Annotated in this window: 20 protein-coding genes; 17 read left to right on the top strand and 3 right to left on the bottom strand. The window is 69.2% G+C overall.

Features of this window, described 5'->3' with window-relative positions; genetic code table 11:
* Window positions 1–29 precede the first annotated feature (29 nt).
* From F9C11_RS37625 to F9C11_RS37610, 4 genes are all read left to right on the top strand, one after another.
* A complete protein-coding gene (locus F9C11_RS37625; protein ID WP_409182108.1) occupies window positions 30–869 on the top strand; it encodes a sulfurtransferase in 840 nt (279 codons plus the stop codon).
* Window positions 870–988: 119 nt separating this feature from the next.
* Window positions 989–1666 carry a DJ-1/PfpI family protein gene (locus F9C11_RS37620; protein WP_409182107.1) on the top strand — a complete coding sequence of 226 codons (678 nt, stop codon included), beginning with the start codon at window positions 989–991 and terminating at the stop codon, window positions 1664–1666.
* A gap of 584 nt (window positions 1667–2250) precedes the next feature.
* Entirely contained in the window at window positions 2251–3423 is a 1173-nt protein-coding gene (locus F9C11_RS37615) for an acetoin utilization protein AcuC (protein ID WP_409182106.1), read from the top strand.
* Between the two features lie 500 nt (window positions 3424–3923).
* Complete coding sequence (locus F9C11_RS37610) at window positions 3924–6764, top strand: GNAT family N-acetyltransferase (RefSeq protein WP_409182105.1); 2841 nt, start codon at window positions 3924–3926, stop codon at window positions 6762–6764.
* On the opposite strand, the gene F9C11_RS37605 is transcribed toward F9C11_RS37610, so the two are convergent.
* Both F9C11_RS37605 and F9C11_RS37600 read right to left on the bottom strand, forming a co-directional pair.
* Window positions 6748–7776 carry an acyl-CoA dehydrogenase family protein gene (locus F9C11_RS37605; RefSeq protein WP_409182104.1) on the bottom strand — a complete coding sequence of 343 codons (1029 nt, stop codon included), beginning with the start codon at window positions 7774–7776 and terminating at the stop codon, window positions 6748–6750. The genes F9C11_RS37610 and F9C11_RS37605 overlap by 17 nt on opposite strands.
* A gap of 110 nt (window positions 7777–7886) precedes the next feature.
* Window positions 7887–9050 (bottom strand): acyl-CoA dehydrogenase family protein, encoded by a 1164-nt coding sequence (locus F9C11_RS37600; RefSeq protein ID WP_409182103.1) that lies wholly within the window; start codon window positions 9048–9050, stop codon window positions 7887–7889.
* 103 nt (window positions 9051–9153) lie between these two features.
* On the opposite strand from F9C11_RS37600, the gene F9C11_RS37595 reads away from it, so the two are divergent.
* The 13 genes from F9C11_RS37595 to F9C11_RS37535 all read left to right on the top strand — a co-directional run bounded on the left by F9C11_RS37595 (window position 9154) and on the right by F9C11_RS37535 (window position 21025).
* On the top strand, window positions 9154–9339 hold the full coding sequence (locus F9C11_RS37595; RefSeq protein WP_409182102.1) for a ferredoxin: 186 nt from the start codon (window positions 9154–9156) through the stop codon (window positions 9337–9339).
* 124 nt (window positions 9340–9463) lie between these two features.
* Window positions 9464–10345 carry a 3-oxoacyl-ACP reductase gene (locus tag F9C11_RS37590; RefSeq protein ID WP_409182101.1) on the top strand — a complete coding sequence of 294 codons (882 nt, stop codon included), beginning with the start codon at window positions 9464–9466 and terminating at the stop codon, window positions 10343–10345.
* Window positions 10346–10357: 12 nt separating this feature from the next.
* Entirely contained in the window at window positions 10358–11122 is a 765-nt protein-coding gene (locus F9C11_RS37585) for a glucose 1-dehydrogenase (protein WP_409182100.1), read from the top strand.
* A gap of 173 nt (window positions 11123–11295) precedes the next feature.
* Window positions 11296–12087: an ABC transporter permease gene (locus F9C11_RS37580; RefSeq protein WP_344267887.1), complete on the top strand. Its 792-nt coding sequence runs from the start codon at window positions 11296–11298 to the stop codon at window positions 12085–12087.
* A gap of 1 nt (window position 12088) precedes the next feature.
* Window positions 12089–12949 carry an MlaE family ABC transporter permease gene (locus tag F9C11_RS37575; RefSeq protein ID WP_409182098.1) on the top strand — a complete coding sequence of 287 codons (861 nt, stop codon included), beginning with the start codon at window positions 12089–12091 and terminating at the stop codon, window positions 12947–12949.
* A complete protein-coding gene (locus F9C11_RS37570; protein ID WP_409182097.1) occupies window positions 12946–14301 on the top strand; it encodes an MCE family protein in 1356 nt (451 codons plus the stop codon). Before F9C11_RS37575 ends, F9C11_RS37570 begins: the two co-directional genes overlap by 4 nt.
* The gene (locus F9C11_RS37565; RefSeq protein WP_409182096.1) at window positions 14298–15335 is read left to right on the top strand and encodes an MCE family protein; all 1038 of its coding nucleotides are present in this window, start codon (window positions 14298–14300) and stop codon (window positions 15333–15335) included. The genes F9C11_RS37570 and F9C11_RS37565 overlap by 4 nt, the downstream gene beginning before the upstream one ends.
* Window positions 15332–16363 (top strand): MlaD family protein, encoded by a 1032-nt coding sequence (locus tag F9C11_RS37560; protein WP_409182095.1) that lies wholly within the window; start codon window positions 15332–15334, stop codon window positions 16361–16363. The genes F9C11_RS37565 and F9C11_RS37560 overlap by 4 nt, the downstream gene beginning before the upstream one ends.
* A 34-nt stretch (window positions 16364–16397) precedes the next feature.
* The gene (locus F9C11_RS37555) at window positions 16398–17594 is read left to right on the top strand and encodes an MCE family protein (RefSeq protein WP_409182094.1); all 1197 of its coding nucleotides are present in this window, start codon (window positions 16398–16400) and stop codon (window positions 17592–17594) included.
* Window positions 17591–18793 carry an MCE family protein gene (locus F9C11_RS37550; RefSeq protein ID WP_409182093.1) on the top strand — a complete coding sequence of 401 codons (1203 nt, stop codon included), beginning with the start codon at window positions 17591–17593 and terminating at the stop codon, window positions 18791–18793. Before F9C11_RS37555 ends, F9C11_RS37550 begins: the two co-directional genes overlap by 4 nt.
* Window positions 18793–20034 (top strand): MCE family protein, encoded by a 1242-nt coding sequence (locus F9C11_RS37545; protein ID WP_409182092.1) that lies wholly within the window; start codon window positions 18793–18795, stop codon window positions 20032–20034. Before F9C11_RS37550 ends, F9C11_RS37545 begins: the two co-directional genes overlap by 1 nt.
* On the top strand, window positions 20034–20540 hold the full coding sequence (locus F9C11_RS37540; protein WP_409182091.1) for a hypothetical protein: 507 nt from the start codon (window positions 20034–20036) through the stop codon (window positions 20538–20540). The genes F9C11_RS37545 and F9C11_RS37540 overlap by 1 nt, the downstream gene beginning before the upstream one ends.
* Entirely contained in the window at window positions 20537–21025 is a 489-nt protein-coding gene (locus F9C11_RS37535) for a hypothetical protein (RefSeq protein WP_409182090.1), read from the top strand. The genes F9C11_RS37540 and F9C11_RS37535 overlap by 4 nt, the downstream gene beginning before the upstream one ends.
* On the opposite strand, the gene F9C11_RS37530 is transcribed toward F9C11_RS37535, so the two are convergent.
* A complete protein-coding gene (locus F9C11_RS37530; protein ID WP_409182089.1) occupies window positions 21003–21920 on the bottom strand; it encodes a methylenetetrahydrofolate reductase in 918 nt (305 codons plus the stop codon). The two genes, F9C11_RS37535 and F9C11_RS37530, sit on opposite strands and share 23 nt — an antisense overlap.
* Between the last annotated feature and the right edge of the window lie 13 nt (window positions 21921–21933).

Below are 21933 nucleotides of genomic sequence, written 5' to 3'. Positions count from 1 at the left end.
AACCGCGTCCGGACCTGCAGGATGGGGCCATGCGACCGTTGATCTCGCCCGCTGAGCTCGCCGCGTTCCCCGACCGAGACCGTCCCGTCGTGCTGGACGTCCGCTGGCGGCTCGGCGGACCGCCCGGAGCGGAGTCCTACCAGGAGGGACACCTGCCGGGAGCGGTGTTCGTCGACCTCGACACCGCGCTGGCCGCGCCGCCCGGCGAGGGCGGCCGCCACCCGCTGCCGGATCCGGCCGTGCTGCAGCGTGAGCTGCGGAAAGCCGGAGTGCGGACCGGGCATCCGGTGGTGGTCTACGACGACGCCGACGGTTCGGTCGCCGCGCGCGCCTGGTGGCTGCTGCGCTGGGTCGGCCATCCGGAGGTCGCGGTGCTCGATGGCGGTTACGCAGCGTGGTTGGCTGAGGGGCGGGAAGTGACCGCCGAAGCGTCTTCGCCGGAGCCAGGCGACATCGAGGTCCGGCCGGGCGCCATGCCGGTCCTGTCGGCGGACGACGCGGCGGCGCTCGCGCGCGAAGGCGTGCTGTTCGACGCGCGGGCACACGTCCGCTACACCGGCGAAACCGAGCCGGTCGACCCGCGGGCCGGACACATCCCGGGTGCGGTCAGCGCGCCGTCGTCCGAGCACGCCGGCGCGGACGGGCGCTGGAAGTCGCCGTCCGAGCTGGCCGAGCGGTTCGCGTCGCTGGGCTTGACCGAGGGGGTGCCGGTCGGCGCGTACTGCGGTTCGGGCGTCACGGCGTCGTCGGTGGTGCTCGCGCTGGAGGTCGCCGGGCATCCGGAGCCGGCCGCGCTGTACGCGGGGTCGTGGTCGCATTGGTCGCGCGATCCGGAACGTCCGGCGGCCACCGGTCCCGAGCGAGGCTGACTTCGCCGGAACTTTCCGCGCTGTGCGCCGACTTCTCGTCCGGAGGCTTTTCCAGGCGAGAGGCGGCGTTCATGGAACGAAGAACATTCCTGCGCGGATCGGCGGCAGCCGGAGCGGCGATGGCGGTTGCGTCCGCCGCGGCACCGGCTGCTGCCGCGGCGACTCCCCAGGCGGCCGCGGGGCGGCGACCGTTGCGGGTTCAGGTGGTGTTGTTCGACGGCGTCGAGGAACAGGACTTCGCCGGTCCGTACGAGGTGTTCTCCGCAGCGGGCATGCACACGAAGCGCGGCACGGACGTTTCGTACGTGCGCGTCGACGGACCGGGCGTCGTGCGCGCGGCGTACGGGACGAAGGTGGAGGTCGAACGCGGCTGGTCTCCGCAGGACGCCGACATCATCGTCGTGCCCGGCGGCGGCTACGCGAAGCGGAACGGACCAGGCATCTGGGCGGAGATCGACCGCAAGGTGCTGCCGGACGCACTCGCCGCCGCGCCGCGCAAAGGGCTGACCCTGGCGTCGCTCTGCACAGGCACGCTGCTGCTCGGCGCGGCCGGACTGCTGCGCGGACGCCCGTGCACGACACACCACGGCGCGACCGAGACACTCGTCCAGCAAGGCGGCGTGCTCAAAAAAGCCCGCGTAGTCGACGATGGCAACGTAGTCACCTCGGGCGGCATCACGAGCGGCCTCGACCTGGCCTTGTGGCTGGTAAAACGAGAACTCGGCTCCGACGCGGCGGCCGGGCTGGAAGAGATGCTCGAGTACGAAGCGCGCGGCGTCGTCTGGACGCGCGGCTGAACCGCTTCCGTCACGGAACCCGGCTTGGGCGCGGTGGGGAAGTGTGGCATGCGGCTGCGTGCCTTCCTCGCCGCGGAAGAGGGTTCGGGGCTGGCAGTTGAAGCGGCGTGCGGCTGAGCCGCTTCCCACCGCGGAACGCGGCTCGGGGCGGTGGGGAAGTGACGTGCGGTTGGGTGGCTTCCCCGCTGGGGAACGTGGCTCGGGGCGTCGTGCCCCACTGCGGATTGCGGCCCAGGGGCCCGGCGTGACTTGCGGCTGAGTCGCGTCCTCCCGTCGGAAGCGGGCTCGGGGCGTGGCGGTTGAGGTGGTGTGCGGCTGAGTGGCTTCCGCAATGCGGAATGCGGCTCGGGCGCGGCTTCCTCGTGGCGGAACATGGCTTGGGGTGCGGCGGTTCGAGCGACGTGTGGCTGGGTGGCTTCCCTGCTGGCGGAATGCGGCCCGGAGACGCGGCGGCAAGTGACGTTCGAGTCGCTTCCTCGCTGCGGAACCCGGCTCGGTGGGTGGCGGTGAAGCGGCATGCGGCCGAGTGACTTCCCCGCCGCGGAACCCGGCTCGGGGCGTGGCGGGGAAGTACAGTGCGGTGCATGTCGTCGCCTGCAGTTGTCTGGGATCCGTCGCTGCTGAAGTACGACCTGGGCGGGCAGCATCCGTTCAACCCCGTCCGGCTCGACCTCACCGTGCGGCTGGCCGCTGAGCTGGGCGTGCTCGACGACGTCGAACTGCTCGTGCCCACCGCCGCGGGTGACGAGGAGCTGCTGCGCGTGCACGCTCCCGAGTACCTGGCCGCGGTGCGGGAAGCTCCGGATGTCGGGTGGGACGTCGGGCACGGGCTCGGGACCGACGACAACCCCGTGTTCCCCGGGATGCACGACGCGACCGCGCTGGTCGTCGGCTCGACGTTGCTCGCCGCGCGCAAGATCGCCGGCGGCGAGGTGCGGCGGGCAGTCAACATCGCGGGCGGGCTGCACCACGCGATGCGGGATCACGCCTCCGGTTTCTGCATTTACAACGACTGCGCGATCGCCATCTCATGGCTGCTCGACCACGGCTTCGACCGCATCGCGTACGTCGACACCGACGTGCACCACGGCGACGGCGTCCAAGCCGCGTTTTACGACGACCCTCGCGTGCTAACCGTTTCCATGCACCAGCACCCGTTCACGCTCTGGCCCGGGACCGGCTACTCCGCCGAGGTCGGCAAGGGCAAGGCAGCCGGCACGGCGGTGAACATCCCGCTGCCGCCGCACACGCGGGACCCCGGATGGCTGCGGGCGTTCGACGCGGTGGTTCCGGCTGTGCTGCGGGAGTTCGAGCCGCAGCTGCTGGTCACGCAGTGCGGGGTCGACTCGCACGAGGAAGACCCGATGGCGGACATGTCGCTGTCGGTCGACGGACACCGCACCATCTACTCCACGCTGCGCGACCTGGCCGAACGCTACGCGAACGGCCGCTGGCTGGCCGTCGGCGGCGGGGGATACCAGCTGATCCGCGTGGTGCCGCGCTCGTGGACGCACCTGATGGCGACCGTGCTGGACCGCGACGTCCCGCCGGAAACGCCGCTGCCGCCCGGCTGGGTCTCGACGGTCCAGCGCGCCGCCCCGGCCGCCGACCTCCCCGCCGCGATGACCGACGGCGAGGACACCGCCTTCAAACCGTGGGGCGACGACGCGGACGACCCGGTGGACATCGCGATCCGCGACACCCGCCGAGCGATCTTCCCGCTGCACGGCCTCGACCCGGACGATCCGAGGGACTGACCATGCCCGACCACCCGAGCCACCCCGCGACCGGCGACCCCGGTGCGGGAGACCCCGCTCCCGACGCCCGCACCACGGGCGCATCCGGCGGAACCGATGCTTCTAACCCCGGCCGCGACGCCCGTTACCGCGCGGGAGGGTCTGGCGCGGTTGGAACGCCGGAGCCGGGTGATGCTTCCGCCGGAGCACGGGGTTCCGGTGCTGAGGGCAGGTACGGAACCGCTGCTCCGGATTCTGGTGGTGTTTCTGGGCGGGAGTCCGGTTATCCGAAGGGTGGGCTTGGCGCGGTCGGAATGTCGGGGCCGAGTGCTTCCGCCGGAGCACGGGGTTCGGGTGCCGATGGCAGGCACGGAGGAACCGGCTCGTCAGGCAGATCCGCGTCGGGCGGCGAGCCGAGTGCGTCCGGCGGGGTTTCAGCGGCGAACCCGGCGGCGAGGGGGCGCGCGGCTTCAGAACGGCATGCTTCGGCAAGGGAATTTCCCGTCGCGGGAGGCGATGCGATGTCCAGCGAGTTCGGAACCGGTGACCCAGACGCGGCGGGGCGCAGTGCGGCTTCCGGCAAGTCTTCGGCGGATCCGGCAGCGGGCGGAAGCGGGGAGGGGCACCGGCCCGCCGCGAGTGGCGAAGCGGAGAAAGGCGCCACCCCAGAACACCCCGCCGCTGACGGGAAGCGCGATCCCTACGACTACCCCCGCGATTGGGAAGCCGACGTAGTCCTCTCCGACGGCGGCACTGTCCACTTGCGACCCGTCGTTCCCAGTGACGCCGACGGGCTTGTCGCCTTGCACAGCAGGCTGTCGGACCGCACGCGTTACTTCCGCTACTTCGGCGCTTACCCGCGCATTCCGCCGCGGGATCTTGAGCGGTTTTCCACTGTGGACCACCACGATCGGGTTGCGTTTGTCGCCTTGTTGGGGGACGACGTGGTTGCGGTGGGGCGTTACGAGCGGCTCGACCAAGGGCCTTCGGCGGAGGTCGCGTTCGTTGTCGACGACAAGCATCAGGGGCGTGGGCTTGGGTCGATTCTGCTGGAGCATCTCGCTGCGGCGGCATCAGAGTGTGGGTTGCGGCGGTTTGTCGCCGAGGTGTTGAGCGAGAACGCGGCGATGGTGCGCGTGTTCCGTGACGCGGGCTATCAGGTCAGCCGCGCGATCGAGGAAGGCGTGTTGCATCTCGAGTTCGACATCGACCCTACCGAGGAATCGCTCGCGGTTGCCCGGTCCCGGGAGCAGGCGGCCGAGGCGCGGAGTGTGCACAATTTGCTCCATCCGGAGACCGTGGCGGTGATCGGGGCGTCCGCGGATCCCACCAAGGTCGGGCACGTGGCGTTCGCGAACCTGCTCGCGGCGGATTTCGCGGGGGCCGTCTATCCGGTCAATCCGGAGCATCGGTCGGTTCGCGGGGTGCGGGCGTATCCGTCCGTCCTGGACATTCCGGATCCGGTTGATCTGGCGTTGGTGGCAGTGCCCGCCGAGGCCGTTGAGTCGGTGCTGGACGCGTGTTTGGCCAAGGGCGTCAAGACGCTGGTGATCGTGTCCGGCGGGTTCGCCGAATCGGGGCCGCTTGGGTTGCACGCGGAGTTGCGGCTGGTCGGCGAGGCGCGGGCGCACGGGATGCGGGTGGTCGGGCCGAATGCGTTGGGGGTGCTGAACACCGCCAAGGACGTTCGGCTCAACGCGACGCTCGCGCCGCGGTTGCCGAAGCGGGGGCGGACCGGGTTCTTTTGTCAGTCCGGTGCGCTGGGGACGGCGATTCTCGCCGACGCGGGGTCGCGCGGGCTCGGGTTGTCGACGTTCGTGTCGGCGGGCAACCGGGCGGACGTGTCCGGCAACGATCTGCTGCAGTATTGGAAGACCGATCCGGACACCGATCTGGTGTTGCTGTATCTGGAGTCGTTCGGCAACCCGCGCAAGTTCGCGCGGCTGGCGCGCCGGTTGGCGCGGTCGAAGCCGATCGTCGCGGTGAAGTCGGGGCGGCATGCGGTGCGGCCGCAGCTCGCGGCGACGTCGGCGGAGGTCGACGAGGCCAGTGTGCAGGCGTTGTTCGAGCAGGCTGGCGTTGTGCGGGTCGAGTCGCTGGCGCAGTTGTTCGACACGGCGCTCGTGTTCGCGCACCAGCCGTTGCCCGCCGGACCGCGGATCGGGATCGTCGGGAACTCCAGTGCGATCGGGTTGCTGGCCGCGGACACCGCTCGCGCGGAGGGGTTGCGGCTGGCGTTCGATCCGGTCGATATCGGGCCGCAGGCTGGGCCGGACGAGTTCGCGCGAGCGGTGCGCGAGGCGTTGGATTCTCCGGATACCGACGCGTTGATAGCGGTGTTTGCGCCGCCGGTGGCGATTCCTGGGGCTGCGTACGCGCGAGCGTTGCGCGAAGCGGTGTCGGAGATGAAGCAGTCGAAGCCGATCGTCTCGACGTTCCTTGCTGCGGAAGGCGTGCCGGACGAGTTGGCGGTGCTGTCCGACGACGGTGTGCCGACGCGTGGGTCGATTCCGTCGTATTCGAGCCCGGAGCGTGCGGTGAACGCGTTGGCGCGCGTCGTCCGGTACGCGGCGTGGCGGCAGCGGCCGCAGGGGACGTTAGTGCGGCCTGGCGGTCTGCATGTGGAGCAGGCGCAGGAGATCGTGCGCGAGTTGTTGCCGGAGGACGGCAGTTCGACGCTGCTGTCGGACGACGACGTGGTGCGGTTGCTCAGCTGTTACGGCGTGGATGTGGTGCCGTTCCGGGTGGCGTCCAGCGAAGACCAGGCTGTGGCTGCGGCGGCGGAGCTTGGCTATCCGGTCACATTGAAGGCGGTCGACGAGCGGTTGCGCGGGCGGCCGGACTTCGCGGGCGTACGGCTTGACCTGATGTCCGACGAGTCCGTACGGGTCGCGTACCGGGACTTGTGCGCGGTGTCTGGCGACGAAGACGTGTACGTGCAACAGATGGCACCGAAGGGGCTGTCGTGCGCAATCGGGCTGCAGGACGATCCGTCGTTCGGCACGCTGGTGTCGTTCGGGCTGTCCGGGTTGGTGAGCACGCTGCTCGGCGATCGCGCGTACCGGGCGGTGCCGTTGACGGACGTTGACGCGGCGACTCTGATCCGTGAACCCCGTACGTCGCCGTTGCTGACCGGGTATCGCGGTGACGAGCCCGCGGACCTCGCGGCGTTGCAGGACATGGTGTTGCGCGTCGCGGCGCTCGCGGAGGACAACCCCGAGGTGCGGTCGCTGGCGTTGGATCCGATCCTCGCGTCGCCGGACGGCGCGTTCGTCGCCAACGCGCGGCTGGTGGTGGGCGCACCGCCGACGCGGCCGGATACCGGACCGCGTCGGCTGCGGCACATCACGCCGTTGGACTGACCACCAGTTCGCCGAGGTCCAGCAGTTGCTCCGTCGCGCCGCCGCTGGTGAACTCCAGGCGCTTCGCGGCGGCGAAGTAGCGGTGCACGGGGTGTTCGACGTCGATGCCGACGCCGCCGTGCAGGTGCACCGCGGTGTGTGCGACGCGGTGCCCGGCTTCGGCGGCCCAGAACTTCGCGGTGGCGACGTCTTCGGCGGCGGGAAGGCCTTCGGAGAGCTTCCAGGCTGCCTGCCACAGCGTCAGGCGTACGGCTTCGACGTCGATGTACGCGTCGGCGAGCCGGTGTCGGACGGCTTGGAAGCTGCCCAGCACCTTGTCGAACTGCTTGCGTTCACGCGTGTACGCGGCCGTCAGTTCAAGCGCGCGCTCCAGCACGCCCAACTGTTGTGCGCAAGCGCCGAGAGTGCCGCGAAGGCGCAGCTGTTCGCCGACATCGCCGAGGGCGACGCCGGGAGTGTCGGACAGCGTCACCAATCCAGCGTCTGCATGGTCAATGGTGGACTGCGCTTCGATAGAGACCCCGTCCGCGTCTTTCTCGACGATGTACACGCCGTCGTTGGCTTCGACGAGCAAGGCGTCTGCGAAGGCGGCGAAGGGGACCGCGGTCTGCGTACCGGTGAGGCGTCCGGCCGAAGCGACGAAGGAGCCGCCCAAAGCGACCGCGAGGACGGCTTTACCGCGCGAAACCGGCAGCAGCCAGCGCTCGGCCAACAGAGGATCGGTGAGCACCGAGCCAGCTTGGACGACGGACGACAGATACGGCACCGGAGCGACCGCGCGGCCGATCTCGATCAGGACTGAACACTGTTCCAGCAAGCCGAAACCGCCGCCGCCGACCGTCGCGGGCAGGGCCGCGTCGAGGATGCCGGAGCGGGCCAGGGTAGTCCACAGTGGAGCGTCAAAGCCGCCGGATCCGTGCGGGCCAAGGGATTCCGCGGTGACCTGGTCGGCGAGAATGCGCCGGGTCAGCGCGGAGAGGTCGGTTTGTGCTTCGGTGAGAGAGAAGTCCACCGGGAGAACTCCTTAACAGTGCCGATTAGGAACAACCCGGCCACGGCCGAATGGCTTTCGTGGCTACGGTTACGTGCCGCATAGGGGTCGGCCGCCTTTTGGCCGGGTTGTCAACGCGTCACGGGCTGGCCGAGGGCGGTGGCGGCGACGATGTCGCGCTGCACCTCGTTGGTGCCGCCGCCGAAAGTGAGGATCAACGCCGAACGGTGCAGCCGTTCCAGCCGTCCCGCGAGCACCGCGCCGGGGGACCCGTCGCGCACCACGGCGGCCGCGCCGACCACCTCCATCAGCAGCCGGTACGCCTCGATCGCCATCTCGGTGCCGTACACCTTGGTCGCCGACGCCTCGGCCGGGCCCAGTTCGCTGGCCGCGGCGGCCCAGGCGATCTTCCAGTTCCGCAGCTTCAGGTACTCGGCATAAGCGTGCACGCGCGCGAGGTGCGTGCGGACCCATTCGCGGTCGGTCAGCGACTCCGCGCGGGCCCATTCCACGACGTCGGCCAGCGCTTTCCGCACCGGCGCGGCCGAGGTGAGCGCGACGCGTTCGTGGTTGAGCTGGTTGGTGATCAGCGGCCAGCCCGCGTTCTCCTCGGCGACCCGCGACGTGACCGGCACGCGAATGTCGTCGTAGTAGGTCGCGCTGGTGCCGGGCCCGGCCACGGTGTGCACCTTCGTCCAGGAGAACCCCGGCGCGGAGGTCGGCACGATCAGGATGGACAGGCCCTTGTGCTTGCGCGCCTCCGGATCGGTGCGCGCGGCGAGCCACACGTAGTCGGCGTACTCGATCAGGCTGGTCCACATTTTCTGGCCGTTGACCACGTACTCGTCGCCGTCGCGGACCGCCCGCGTGCGCAGCGAGGCGAGGTCGGTGCCCGCGCCCGGTTCGGAGTAGCCGATCGAGAAATGCAGCTCGCCCGCGGCGATCTTCGGCAGGTAGAACGCCTTCTGGTCCGGGGTGCCGAAGCGCATGATCGTCGGGCCGATCGTGTTCACCGTCAGGAACGGCACCGGCACCCCGGCGACCGCCGCCTCGTCGGTGAAAATCAGCTGGTCGAGCATGCTCCGGTCCTGGCCGCCGTACTCGCGCGGCCAGCCGAGCGCGAGCCAGCCGTCCTTGCCGAGCTGCCGCACGATTTCCTTGTACGCCAAGCCGTCGCCGTACTCGCCGCCCGGCGCGGCGAGGCTTTCGCGCCGCGCCGGCGTCATCAGTTCGGCGAAGTACTCCCGCAGCTCGGCAGCCAGTGCCCGCTGCCGCGGCGTGTAGTCGATCCGCACCCGTCACCTCCACCCCGCCGGTCTCGTTGTGGTGTCGTACCGGGCCCCGGCGGTAAGCTAGAACCTGTTCTAGTTGTACCAGGAGTGGCGGACGGGAGGAAGCATGGAGGTCAGTGTCGACCGGTCGCTGTGCGAGGCGAACGCGGTCTGCGTGGGGTTCGCGCCGGAGGTCTTCGATCTCGACGACGACGAGAACCTGGTGATCGGACCGGTGCCGGACGAAGAAGTAGAACGTGTTTCGCAAGCGGTCACCAACTGCCCGAAAAACGCCCTGTTCACAACCGATTGATCGGGGCTTGCTCAATACGAGAACAGATTCTAGTCTGGGCAGCGACAGGCAGGCTTCGACGAGGAGGCTCGCGGGTGGAACCGACCGCAGGGAACACGTACGGCGACGGGGTTGGAGCGGTTCGATGACGCTCGAGGGCAAGGTCGCTGTCGTCACCGGGGCCGGAGCGGGGCTCGGCCGGGCCGAGGCGCTCGCGCTGGCCCGCGAAGGCGCGTCCGTCGTGGTCAACGACATCGGCGAGGCGAAGGACGTCGTGGCCGAGATCGAACGGCACGGCGGTAAAGCGCTCGCGGTGGCCGGGGACGTCTCGGCCTCCGAGACCGCGAAGGAGCTGCTGTCGGCCGCGGTGGACCACTTCGGCAGCCTCGACATCGTCGTGAACAACGCGGGCGTGCTCCGCGACCGGATGCTGTTCTCGATGTCCGACGAGGACTGGGACAAGGTCATCGCGGTGCACCTGCGCGGGCATTTCCTGCTGTCCCGCAACGCCGCCGCGTACTGGCGCGATCGCTCCAAAATGGAGGGAAAGCCGGTGTACGGCAGGCTGGTGAACACCGCGTCCGAGGCGTTCCTGGTCGGTTCTCCCGGACAGCCCAACTACTCGGCGGCCAAGGCCGGGATCGCGGCGCTCACCGTGTCCGCGGCGCGCGGGCTGGCGAAGTACGGCGTGCGCGCCAACACGATCTGCCCGCGCGCCCGCACCGCGATGACCGCGGATGTCTTCGGCGAAGCACCCAAGGACGGACTGGATCCGTTGTCCGTCGAGCACGTTGCTCCGTTTGTCGCATTCCTCGCTTCCCCGGAGGCGGACGCGATCAACGGCCAGGTTTTCGTGGTGCACGGCGGCATGGTCGCGTTGCTGAAACCGCCGTCGGTCGAGGAGCGGTTCGACACCGCGAACGGAGCCTGGACCACGGGTGAACTCGCCGCGACCGTCGGCGCGCACTTCGCCGATCGCGACCCGGAGCGGATGTTCGCCGCGACCGACCTGCTTTCGCTGCCTTGAACCGGAGGACGCATGACTGAGCACCGGCTGTCCGGCAAGGTCGCCCTCATCACCGGCGCGGCCCGCGGACAGGGCGCGGCCGCCGCGCGAGCGTTCGTCGCGCAAGGCGCGAAGGTGGTGATCGCCGACGTCCTCGACGACGAAGGCAAGGCGCTCGCCGCGGAACTCGGCGACGCGGCGGTGTTCTGCCATCTCGACGTGAGCGACGAGGACGGGTGGACCGCGGCGGTCGAGACCACGATCGCCGAGTTCGGGCCGCCGACGGTGCTGGTCAATAACGCCGGGGTGCTGTACTTTTCGGAACTCGCGAAGACGCCGCTCGCCGAGTACGAACGCGTCGTGCGGATCAACCAGATCGGGGCGTTCCTCGGCATGCGCTCGGTCGTTGAACCCATGGCCGGGGCCGGCGGCGGCTCCATCGTCAACGTGTCCTCTGTGGAGGGTCTGGCCGGGATGCCGTTCCTCGTCGCCTACACCGCGACCAAGTTCGCGATCCGCGGGATGACCAAGGTCGCCGCGCTGGAGCTGGGCCCGCGCGGGATCCGGGTCAACTCGGTGCATCCGGGGATGATCGACACGAAAATGGTGTCCGACGCGGCGGGCGCGGACGTGGACGTGTCCTGGGTCGGCAAGAAGGTCGCGCTCGGCCGGGTGGGCCGCGCCGACGAGATCGCGCCGCTGCTGGTGTTCCTCGGCAGCGAGGAGAGTTCGTACTGCACCGGTGCCGAGTTCGTCGCCGACGGCGGGGCCACCGCGACGCACGCGCTGAAATTGTGATTGCGGAGCGAAGCTCCTCCGCTGAGGGCGGCGGCGGGGGCATGGACGGATGTGAACGGTGCTCGTGCGCCTAGGGTGACGGCTGGGGGCCGGAGGGACGGGAGTGAACACCGCTAACCGAAATCGGCGGGCGGGGATGGGCAAGACTCGGGGGTGACTTACTGGGAGGTGCGGTGGGCGGAAGCGGCTCGGTCACTCTCCCGGGCACCGCGGCGCTGACCCAGGTCGGCCGGCTCGCCACGCTGTCCTGGGAGGTCCTGCGGGCGATCTTCAAGCGTCCGTTCCAGTTCCGCGAATGGATCCAGCAGTGCTGGTTCTTCGCGAGCGTGACCATTCTGCCGACGGCGCTGGTCGCGATCCCGTTCGGCGCGGTCATCGCGCTGCAGCTCGGATCGCTGACCACGCAGATCGGCGCGCAGTCCTTCACCGGCGCGGCCAGCGCGCTCGCCATCGTGCAGCAGGCGAGCCCGCTGATCACCGCGCTGCTGGTCGCCGGGGCCGGGGGAAGCGCGGTCTGTGCCGATATCGGCGCGCGGAAGATCCGCGAGGAAATCGACGCGATGGAAGTGCTCGGGGTGAACCCGATCCAGCGCATCGTGGTGCCGAGGGTGCTCGCCGCGATCGTGGTGTCGGTGCTGCTCAACGGCCTGGTCAGCGTCGTCGGCGTGCTCGGCGGCTACTTCTTCAACGTGGTCCTGCAAGGCGGCACGCCCGGCGCGTACCTGGCCAGCTTCAACGCGCTCGCGCAGGTGCCGGACCTCTGGATCAGCGAAATCAAGGCGTTCCTGTACGGCTTCGTCGCGGGCGTGGTCGCCGCGTTCCGCGGGCTGAACCCGGCGGGCGGGCCGAAGGGCGTCGGCGACGCGGTGAACCAGGCGGTGGTGATCACCTTCCTGCTGCTGTTCCTGATCAACGTCGTGCTGACCGCCGTGTACCTCAAAGTCGTGCCCCCGAAGGCGCTGTGACATGACCGCCGAACCGATCGAGCAGCCGCGCACGTCCGACCGGACGCTGGAGATCATCGCGCGCCCCGGCGCGAGTCTCGAAGGACTCGGGAAACAGCTGTCGTTCTACGGCCGGGCCTTGGCCTGGTCGCCGCGCACGATCCGCCGCTACGGCCGCGAAACCACCCGGCTGCTCACCGAGGTCTGCTTCGGCACCGGCGGGCTCGCGGTGATCGGCGGAACGCTCGGCGTGATGATCGGCATGACGCTGTTCACCGGCCTGATCGTGGGCCTGCAGGGGTATTCCGCGCTGAACCAGCTCGGCACCGCCGCGCTCACCGGGTTCATTTCGGCTTACTTCAACACCCGCGAGGTCGCTCCGCTGTCGGCCGGGCTCGCGCTGTCGGCCACCGTCGGCTGCGGGTTCACCGCGCAGCTCGGCGCGATGCGGATCTCCGAGGAGATCGACGCGCTCGAAGTGATGGCCGTGCCGAGCATGCCGTACCTGGTCACCACGCGCGTGCTCGCCGGGGTCACCGCGGTGATCCCGCTGTACGCGGTGGGCCTGCTCTCCTCCTACCTCGCGTCCCGGCAGATCACCATCTGGCTCTACGGCCAGTCCGCGGGCACGTACGACCATTACTTCACGCTGTTCCTCCCGCCGGAGGACGTGCTGTGGTCGTTCGCCAAGGTGATCGTGTTCAGCGTGCTGGTGATCCTTTCCCATTGCTACTACGGCTATACCGCGTCCGGCGGGCCGGCCGGGGTGGGCGTCGCGGTCGGCCGCGCGGTGCGCACGTCGATCGTGCTGATCTCGGTGCTGGACTTCTTCCTGAGCCTCGCGATCTGGGGCGCGAACACGACAGTGCGGATATCCGGATGAGTACCCGTCGAGAGTTGCGCAAACGGCTCCAGTACCAGCTGCTGGGGCTGGTGTTCCTGGTCGTGGCGGCGTTGTTCTTCACCACGACGATCGCCGCGTACCGCAAGGTGTTCACGCCGGTCACGCTGGTGAAGCTGGAGACCGACCACGTCGGCAGCCAGCTGCGCGTCGGCGGCGACGTGAAGGTGCGCGGCATGCTCGTCGGCGAGATCCGCGACGTGCGGCCGGTCGGCGACCACGCGGAGCTGGAACTGGCGTTGCAGCCGGACAAGACCGACGTGATCCCGTCGAACGTTTCGGCGCGGCTGCTGCCGAAAACCCTGTTCGGCGAACGCTATGTCGCGCTTCAGCTGCCCGAGCGGCCGCAGCGGCCGATCAAGGCGGGCGACGTCATCCCGCAGGACCGCAGCAGCACCGCGATCGAGCTGGAGCAGGTGCTCAACCACGTCATGCCGCTGCTGCAGGCCGTGCAGCCGGAAAAGCTGTCCAGCACGCTCAACGCCGTGTCCACCGCGCTCGACGGACGCGGAAAGAAGCTCGGCGAGACGCTGACCCAGCTGTCGGACTACCTCGGCAAGCTCAACCCGTCGCTGCCCGATCTCAAGGCCGACATCACCGGGCTGGCCAACGTTTCCGGCATCTACGACAAGGCCGCTCCGGACGCGCTGCAGGCGCTGGCGGACCTCACCACGACGACGCAGACCGTGGTGGAGAAACAGCGCGGCCTGACCGATCTGTACGCCTCGGTGACCGGCACCGCCACCGACCTGACGCGCTTCCTGGAAGTCAACAAGGACAACATCATCCGCCTCACCACCGCCGTGCAGCCCACGCTCGACGTGCTCGCGAAGTACGCGCCGGAATACCCGTGCCTGTTCAAGCAGCTGGCCGGGACGGTGCCGAACGCGGAGCTGGCGTTCGGCAAGGGCACCGCGCATCCGGAGGTCAGCCGCGTGACGATCGAGTTCTCGGCGAGCCGCGGCAAGTACCTGCCCGGCGTCGACGAGCCGAAGTACGACGACAAGCGCGGCCCGCGCTGCTATCCGCAGGTGCCGAAACCCGGCCGCTGGCCGCAGTATCCGCCGGACGGCGCGGTGAAGGACGGGGCGACCAAGCCCGCGCCGCCGCACGATCCGGACGGCACGCTGCCCAGCGATTTCACCAACGGCCCGCTGCCCGGCGGGTCCGGGTCGACCGGCGGCGCGCCGAGCATCGTCGGGTCGGCCGACGAGCAGAAACTGCTCGACCTGCTGGCCTCGCCGACGCTGAACACGACGCCGGACCAGGTGCCGGGCTGGTCGTCGCTGCTGGTCGGGCCGCTGTACCGCGGGGCGGAGGTGGAGCTGAAATGAGGTCGTTCGTTCCCGCGCTGGTCAAGATCGGCATCTTCGCCGTGGTCACCGTGCTGCTCACCGGGATCCTCGCCACCACGATCGCGAACACGAACTTCGGCAGCACCGCGTCCTACGTCGCGAAGTTCACCGACGCGTCCGGCCTGCAAGCCGGCGACGACGTGCGGATCTCCGGCGTGAAGGTCGGCCAGGTCGAGACGATCGCGGTCGACCAGGGCGAGCAGAACTACGCCGAGGTGCGGTTCCTCGTCGAGTCCGCGTACAAGCTGCCCTCGCTCGCCACCGCGACCATCAAGTACCGCAACCTCGTCGGCCAGCGCTACCTCTCGCTCGGCACCGACGTCAGCGGCGGCGACACGCTGTCTCCCGGCGACACCATCCCGCCGGAGCGGACGAAACCGGCGCTGAACCTGACCGTGCTGTTCAACGGGTTCAAGCCGCTGTTCAAGGCGCTGGACCCGAAGGAGGTCAACCAGCTCTCCGCCGAGATCGTGCAGGTGTTCCAGGGCGAGGGCGGCACGATCACCAGCCTGCTGTCGCACACCGCGTCGATCACGACGTCGATCGCGGGCAAGGACAAGGTGATCGGGCAGGTCATCGACAACCTCAACCAGGTGCTCAGCACGGTCAACGCGCGCGGCCCGCAGCTCGGCGACCTCGTCGACCAGACGCAGCGGCTGGTGAGCGGGCTGGCGCAGCAGCGCAAGCCGATCGGCGACGCGGTGGGCGCGCTCGGCGACCTCACCAACGCGACCGCGGGCCTGCTCGCCGACGCGCGGCCGGTCGTGCAGCAAGACGTGACCCAGCTCGGGAAGCTGGCGAACAACCTCAACGATTCGCAGCCGCTCATCGAGCACCTGCTGCGGGTGCTGCCGGGCAACCTGGAGAAGTTCACCCGGACCCTGAGCTACGGCAGCTGGTTCAACTACTACCTGTGCGGGATCGAAGGCACCATCGGCATTTCCTCGCTGGACGTGACGCTGCCGATCGTCCCGGTCCCCGGCACCGAACGCGCGCCGAGGTGTGGCCCGTGAAACGACTCAAAGACCGCAACCAGGCCGGCGTCGGCGCGGTGACGCTCGTGCTCATCGTGCTGGTGACCGCGGTGACGTACTTTTCCGACAGCATCCCGATGTTCGGCAACGGCACCACCTACACCGCGGCGTTCGCCGAGTCCGCCGGGCTCGCGCCGGACAACGAGGTGCAGGTGGCCGGCGTCAAGGTCGGGCAGGTGACCTCGGTGGAACTGGGGCACAAGCAGGTGCTCGTGAAGTTCCGGGTGAAGGGCGTGCGGGTCGGCGACGCGTCTACGGCGTCGATCGAGATCAAAACGCTGCTGGGGGAGAAGTACCTCGCGCTGGACCCGAAGGGCGGCGGCACGCAGGCGCCCGGCGACACGATCCCGGTGCAGCGCACGCGGACGCCGTTCCAGCTGCAGGACGCGTTCAACCAGCTGTCCACCACGGTCGGCGACATCGACACGAAGCAGCTCGCGCAGAGCTTCACCGTGCTGTCGGATTCCCTCAAGGACAGTCCGAAGTACTTGAAGGACACGCTGTCCGGGCTGTCGGCGTTGTCGAAGACGGTGTCCTCGCGCGACGCCGATCTGCATACATTGCTGGCCAACACGAGCAAGATCTCGAAGACGCTGTCCGACCGGAACGCGCAGCTGCAGCAGGTGATCAGCGACGGGAATCTGCTGCTGACCGAACTGCAGCAGCGCCGGGAACAGATCAGCACGCTGCTCAAGGGCACGCAGGAGATCTCGAAGCAGCTGTCCGGGCTCGTCGCGGACAACCGCACGCAGCTGGGGCCGACGCTCGCCGCGCTCGGGAAGGTGACCGATGTGTTGCAGCGCAACCAGGGCAACCTCGACCGGAGCCTGCAGCTGATGGCTCCGTTCGCCCGGGTCGGCGCGAACGCGACCGGCAACGGGCGCTGGTTCGAGGGGTACCTGTGCGGTCTGCTGCCGCCGACGATCACGGTGGGCGGGCTGTCGATCAACCCGGAGGGCTGCACGCCGCCGATCTCCGCGCCTGATCAGGGGGTGGGTGGACGATGACTACCGCCGACGTACTTTTTCCCGCGGAGGCGTCATGACTGTCGAAACCAAAGCGGGACGGAGCCTGCTCACCTGGCTCTCCTTCGCTTGCGTGGCCGCGCTTTTGCTCACCGCGGGGATCTACCTGGTCCTGCGCGACACTGGCGGCATAAAACTTTCGGCGTATTTCGGGAAAACCGTCGGCCTGTACGCCGGATCGTCGGTGCGGGTGCTCGGCGTGGCGGTCGGCGAGGTCACCGCGGTGACGCCGGAAGGCCAAGCGGTGCGCGTGGACATGAAGGTGAACGACGACGTGCCGATCCCGAAGGACGTCGGCGCGGTCGTCGTCTCGCCGAGTTTGGTGAGCGACCGCTACGTCCAGCTGACTCCGGCGTACGACAGCGGCCCGACGCTCGCGAGCGGAACCGTGCTGGCGCGCGACAAGACCGCGACGCCGGTCGAACTGGACGACCTCTACGCGAGCCTCGACAAGCTGTCCACCGCGCTCGGACCCAACGGGGCCAACAAGAACGGCGCGTTCTCCGATCTGCTGGACACCGCCGCGGCCAACCTGAAGGGCAACGGCAAGGACCTGAACTCGACCGTCACCCGGCTCGCCGAACTGGCCGGCACGCTCGACGATTCGAAGGACGACCTGTTCTCCACGGTGAAGAACCTGAACTCCTTCACCTCCGCACTGTCCCAAAGCGACAGTCAGCTGAACGAGTTCTACCAGCGGCTCGCGGACGTCAGCGGCTTCCTCGCCGACGATTCGCACGACGTCGGGGCCGCGCTCGAATCGCTGTCCACGTCACTGCAGGACGTGAAACAGTTCGTGGCGGACAACAAGAACGGGCTTTCGTCCAATGTGGCCAAACTGGCGTCGCTGACCAAGGTGCTGGTGGACCAGCGGGCCGCGCTCGCCGAGGTGCTCGACATCGCGCCGACCGGGGCGACGAACTTCATCAACACCTACGACGCGGCGTCCGGCACGATCGCGGTGCGCGACAACCTGAACGAGATCACCAACCCGCCGATCCTCACCGTCTGCCGGCTGATCAGCGCGGGCACGCCGAAGCCGCTGCCGGACACGCTCGGAACCATCTGCAAGAAGCTCGCGCCGGTGCTCGACGGCACGCTGAAGCTGCCGTCGATTCCGCAGGCGCTGAACTCGTTGCAGAACGGCCAGCTGCCGCCGTTGCCGCTGCCGCTCGTGGATGTGCTGACGCAGAAACCCGGAGGCGCCAAGTGAACCGCCTCCGCAAACGGCTGGCGGGCGTGCTCGCCGGGGTGCTGGTGCTCGCCGGATGCAGCGACGGCGGGTTCAACGGCCTGTACTCGACGCCGCTGCCCGGCGGCCCGGACGTCGGCGACCATCCCTATCACGTCACCGCGTTGTTCACCGACGTGCTGGACCTGGTGCCGCAGGCGAACGTGAAGGTGAACGACGTCGCGGTCGGCCGGATCGACCGGATCGCGCTCACGCCGGACACCCGGTCCGCGCTCGTGTCGATGACGGTCAACGGCGACGTCCAGCTGCCCGCGAACGCGCGGGCCGAGCTGCGCCAGTCCAGTCTGCTCGGCGAGAAGTTCGTGCAGCTGAGCGCGCCGACCGCGGAGAAGCCCGCGGGCAAGCTCGCCGACGGGGCGCAGATCCCGCTCGGCCGCACGAACCGCAATCCGGAGATCGAAGAGGTGCTGGGCGCGTTGTCGTTGCTGCTCAACGGCGGCGGCGTCGACCAGCTGCAGAACATCAGCCGCGAACTCAACGACGCGCTGTCGGGCAACGAACCGCAGATGCGCGCGCTGCTGTCCCGAGTGGACGAACTCGCCACCCAGCTCGACGGGCACAAGGGCGAGATCCTGCGGGCGATCGACGGGCTGGACAAGCTGTCCACCACGCTCGCCGGGCAGAAGCAGAACCTCGCCACCGCGCTGGACAAACTCGCGCCGGGGCTGAAGATCGTCGCCGACCAGCGCGACCAGCTGGTGGGGATGCTGAACGCGCTGAACAAGCTGTCCGGCGTCGCGGTGGACACGGTGAACCGCAGCCGGGACCAGCTCGTCGCGAACCTCAAGGCGCTGGAGCCGACGCTGCGCCAGCTCAGCGCGGCGGGCAAGGACCTGCCGAACGCGCTGCGGATCCTGCTCACCTACCCGTTCCCGGACTACGCGGGCAACGTGATCAAGGGCGACTACGCGAACGTCGACGCGCGGATCAACCTCGATCTCGACAAGCTGGTGCAGAACTTCACGAACTCGTCGCAGCCGCCGTTCCAGCTGCCGACGCCTTCGGTCCCCGCGTCGCCGGGCGGTGCTCCGCCCGCTGCCGGGCAGGGGATGCCGCAGCTGCCGTTGCCGCTGCCGAACACGCCGTCCACGGGCGGAGCGAAACCGGGGTACGGCGGGGTCTTGGGCGGTCTGCTCGGCGGTCTGGTGGGAGGCGGCTGATGAACACGCGCAAAACCCGGATCCAGCTGCTGGTGTTCTTCGTGATCGCTGTCGTGTCGGTGACGTACGCGGGCGGCCGTTATGCCGGTCTCGACCGGATTTTCGGCAACCGCGGATATCACGTGACGCTCAAATTGCCCGATTCCGGCGGGGTTTTCGTGAACTCCGAGGTCGCCTACCGCGGGGTGACGGTCGGCCGGGTCGGGGCGATGACGCTCACGCCGCACGGCATCGACGTCCGGCTCGACATCGACTCCGGCGGCCCGGACATCCCGTCCGCGCTGCACGCGCAGGTGGCGAACCGGTCGGCGGTCGGGGAGCAGTTCGTGGACCTGCTGCCGGACCGCGAATCCGGACCGTACCTGGAGGACGGCGCGGTGATCGCGCAGGACCGCACGTCGCTGCCCGCGACACCGGATTCCGTGCTGACGCATCTCGACGGCCTCGTCGCGAGCGTTCATCCGGAGTCGTTGAAGACCGTGGTGGACGAGACGTACGACGCGTTCGCCGGATCCGGGCCGCAGCTGCAGAAACTGCTGGACAGCACCAGTTCGCTCACCGCGACGGCCGCCCAGTACGTGCCGGACACGCAGGGGCTGCTGGCGAATTCGCGCACGGTTTTCGCGACGCAGGAGCGGCAGGCGCAGAACATCACGGCGTTCGCGTCCGGATTGAAGACGATCGCCGGGCAGCTGAAGTCGTCGGATCCGGCTCTCCGCAAGGTGATCGACGAGGCTCCGCAGCTGAGCCGCCAGATCAGCGACGTGCTCGCGACTTCCGGGACCGACCTCGGGGTTTTGTTCGCGAACTCGCTCACCACCGCGCAGGTCACCTCGATGCGGAAGGACGCGATCGAGGAACTGCTGGTGGCGTATCCGGTGATCTCGGCGTTCTCGCCGACGACCTCGCCGGACGGGACCGGGCATCTGGGCGTGGTGTTCAACTTCTTCGATCCGCATTCGTGCACGAAGGGGTATGAGGGCACGAAACAGCGTCCGGCCAACGACACGAGCGACGCGCCGGTCAACATGAACGCCTACTGCGCGGAGCCGCCGGGCAGCCCGACGGAGGTGCGGGGTGCGCAAAACGCGCCTTATGCGGGGAAGCCGCCCGCGATTCCGGCCGCGCCCAAGGCTTCCGCGCCTTCGGACCAGGGTTCGCAGCAGCAGTTGCCGGGCCTGCTGGGGCAGCTGACCGCGCCGTTGAAGGGCGGGCTCGGGGCGTTGCTGGGCGGTTCGTGATGGCTGCGGGCATCTTCCGGAACGAGCGGGTGCTGACCGCGCTCGCCGCGGTCGCGGTGCTGGCCGCCGCGTGGTTCGGCTGGTCGTGGTGGAGCGCGGCGCACGACGACAGCCTGGCCCGCGGCCGGGCCCGGGACGCCGTGCTGGCCGCCGCGAGCACTCAGCTGGTCACGCTGAACACGATCGACTACCGCACGAGCGCGGTCGACGTGGACCGCTGGATCGCCGCGACGACCGGCCAGTACGGCAAAGACCTTTCCGGCGACCGGCAGCTGCAGATCGACCGGGCGAAACGGACCAAAACCGTGTCGACGGCTTCGCTGGTGCAAGCCGCGGTCACCGACCTGAACCCTGCGGAGGGAACGGCCCGGTTGATCGCGGTGCTGAACGTCCGCGTGAGCACTGGCGACGGCGTGCCTTCGGCGAAACAAGCGCGGCTCGCCGTGGACTTCGCCCGAGACGGCGACACGTGGAAGATCGGCGGCGTGCAGGCGGTGGGCTCGTGAACCGCCGGACGATCACCGCTGCCGTGGCCGCGGTCGCGCTGGCGTGCGCGGTGTGGTTCGGGGTGCAGGCGTCGCTGCTGCAGCCCGAGGACGACGAGGCGATGGTCGACCCGGCGGCGACGGCGCAGGTCACTGAGCAGGTGAGCGCCGCGGTGAAGGCGGTTTTTTCTTACGACTACGCGAATTTGGACCGCACCGCCCGCGCTGCGGCCGATGTGCTGACCGGTCCGGCGGTGGGGCAGTACCAAAGCCAGTTCGCCGCGGCTCGGCAGCGGGCGGAGAACGAGAAGCTGGTGCGGACGACGACGGTGCGTGCGATCGGGGTTCGCTCGTTGCGGGGCGATGACGCGAGTTTGCTGCTTTTTCTTGACCAGCAGACGATTCTGCCCGGGGGTGGTGCGCCTCGGTCGGGGGTGGGGCAGTTGTCGGTGACTGCGCATCGGACTGATGGGCAGTGGAAGATCACCGCGCTGGATCCGCTGTAGCCGTCCGGCCGAGCAACCCGCTCACCTCGCGCGCGAGAGCCACCGAAGCCTCGATCTCCACGAGAAACCCGAACGGCATACCGAGCTTGCGGCAGAACCCGGCCAGTTCCCGGGCGTTCGCCAGGCACTGCTCGTACGACTCGGCCAGGGTGTCGTCCGCGTGCCGAAGCGAGTTTTCCAGCCAGCGCGGGACGTGGACGCCGAGCCACTTCAGGAATGCCAGCGTTTTCGCCGAACCGCAGACCGAGAGGGTGAAGAGGACCGGTTTGGGGTCGAGTCCCTGCTCGCGGCAGGTGTAGAAGTAGTCCGAGACCATGCTCTTGGCCGCGTCGGCGCTGTAGATCACCTGCGAGATGAAGTACACGCAGCCGGCCCGCTGCTTCGCGATCAGCCGGAGGTGTTCGTCCGGGCGTTCGGTGATGGCGACGCCGCCGAGCAGCAGGTCCGGGCGCACTTCCCGGCGCAGCGCGTGCGCCTCGGACAGCCGGGTGTGCACCTCCTTGCCCTGCGAGGACGCGCCGACGAAGACGGACAGCACGCGGTCGGTGTCGGCGGTCCGCAGCCAGTCCCGCAGTTCGTCGCCGGGGTACTTGCCGACGCAGCGGTAGATGACCGCGGGACGGTCCCACTCGGTGAGATAGTCCGCGTGGTAGACGGCCGGATCGAGGGTCGGCAGGTACGGGAACGGCCGTTCCTCGGGATTGCGGTCGCTCTCGTCGTCGATGTCGTAGAGGGCGAGCCCGTCGACGTCCAGCGAGGCGAGCCTGGCCAGCGTGGCGGCGGTGATCTCCTGGATCCGCTCCGGCGAGGTGCTCAGGCGGGGCGGGGTGATGCCGAACAGGAGGACGCCGCTGTCGGCGCTGGTGAGCAGCTGCTGGAGAGTGTGGTCCGCCATGGGCGGAAGTTAG

This window comes from Amycolatopsis sp. VS8301801F10, from assembly GCF_046195355.1.
Lineage (GTDB): Bacteria > Actinomycetota > Actinomycetes > Mycobacteriales > Pseudonocardiaceae > Amycolatopsis.
The sequence above is the reverse complement of the archived record's forward strand: the minus strand, read 5'-3'. Positions and strand labels throughout refer to the sequence as shown.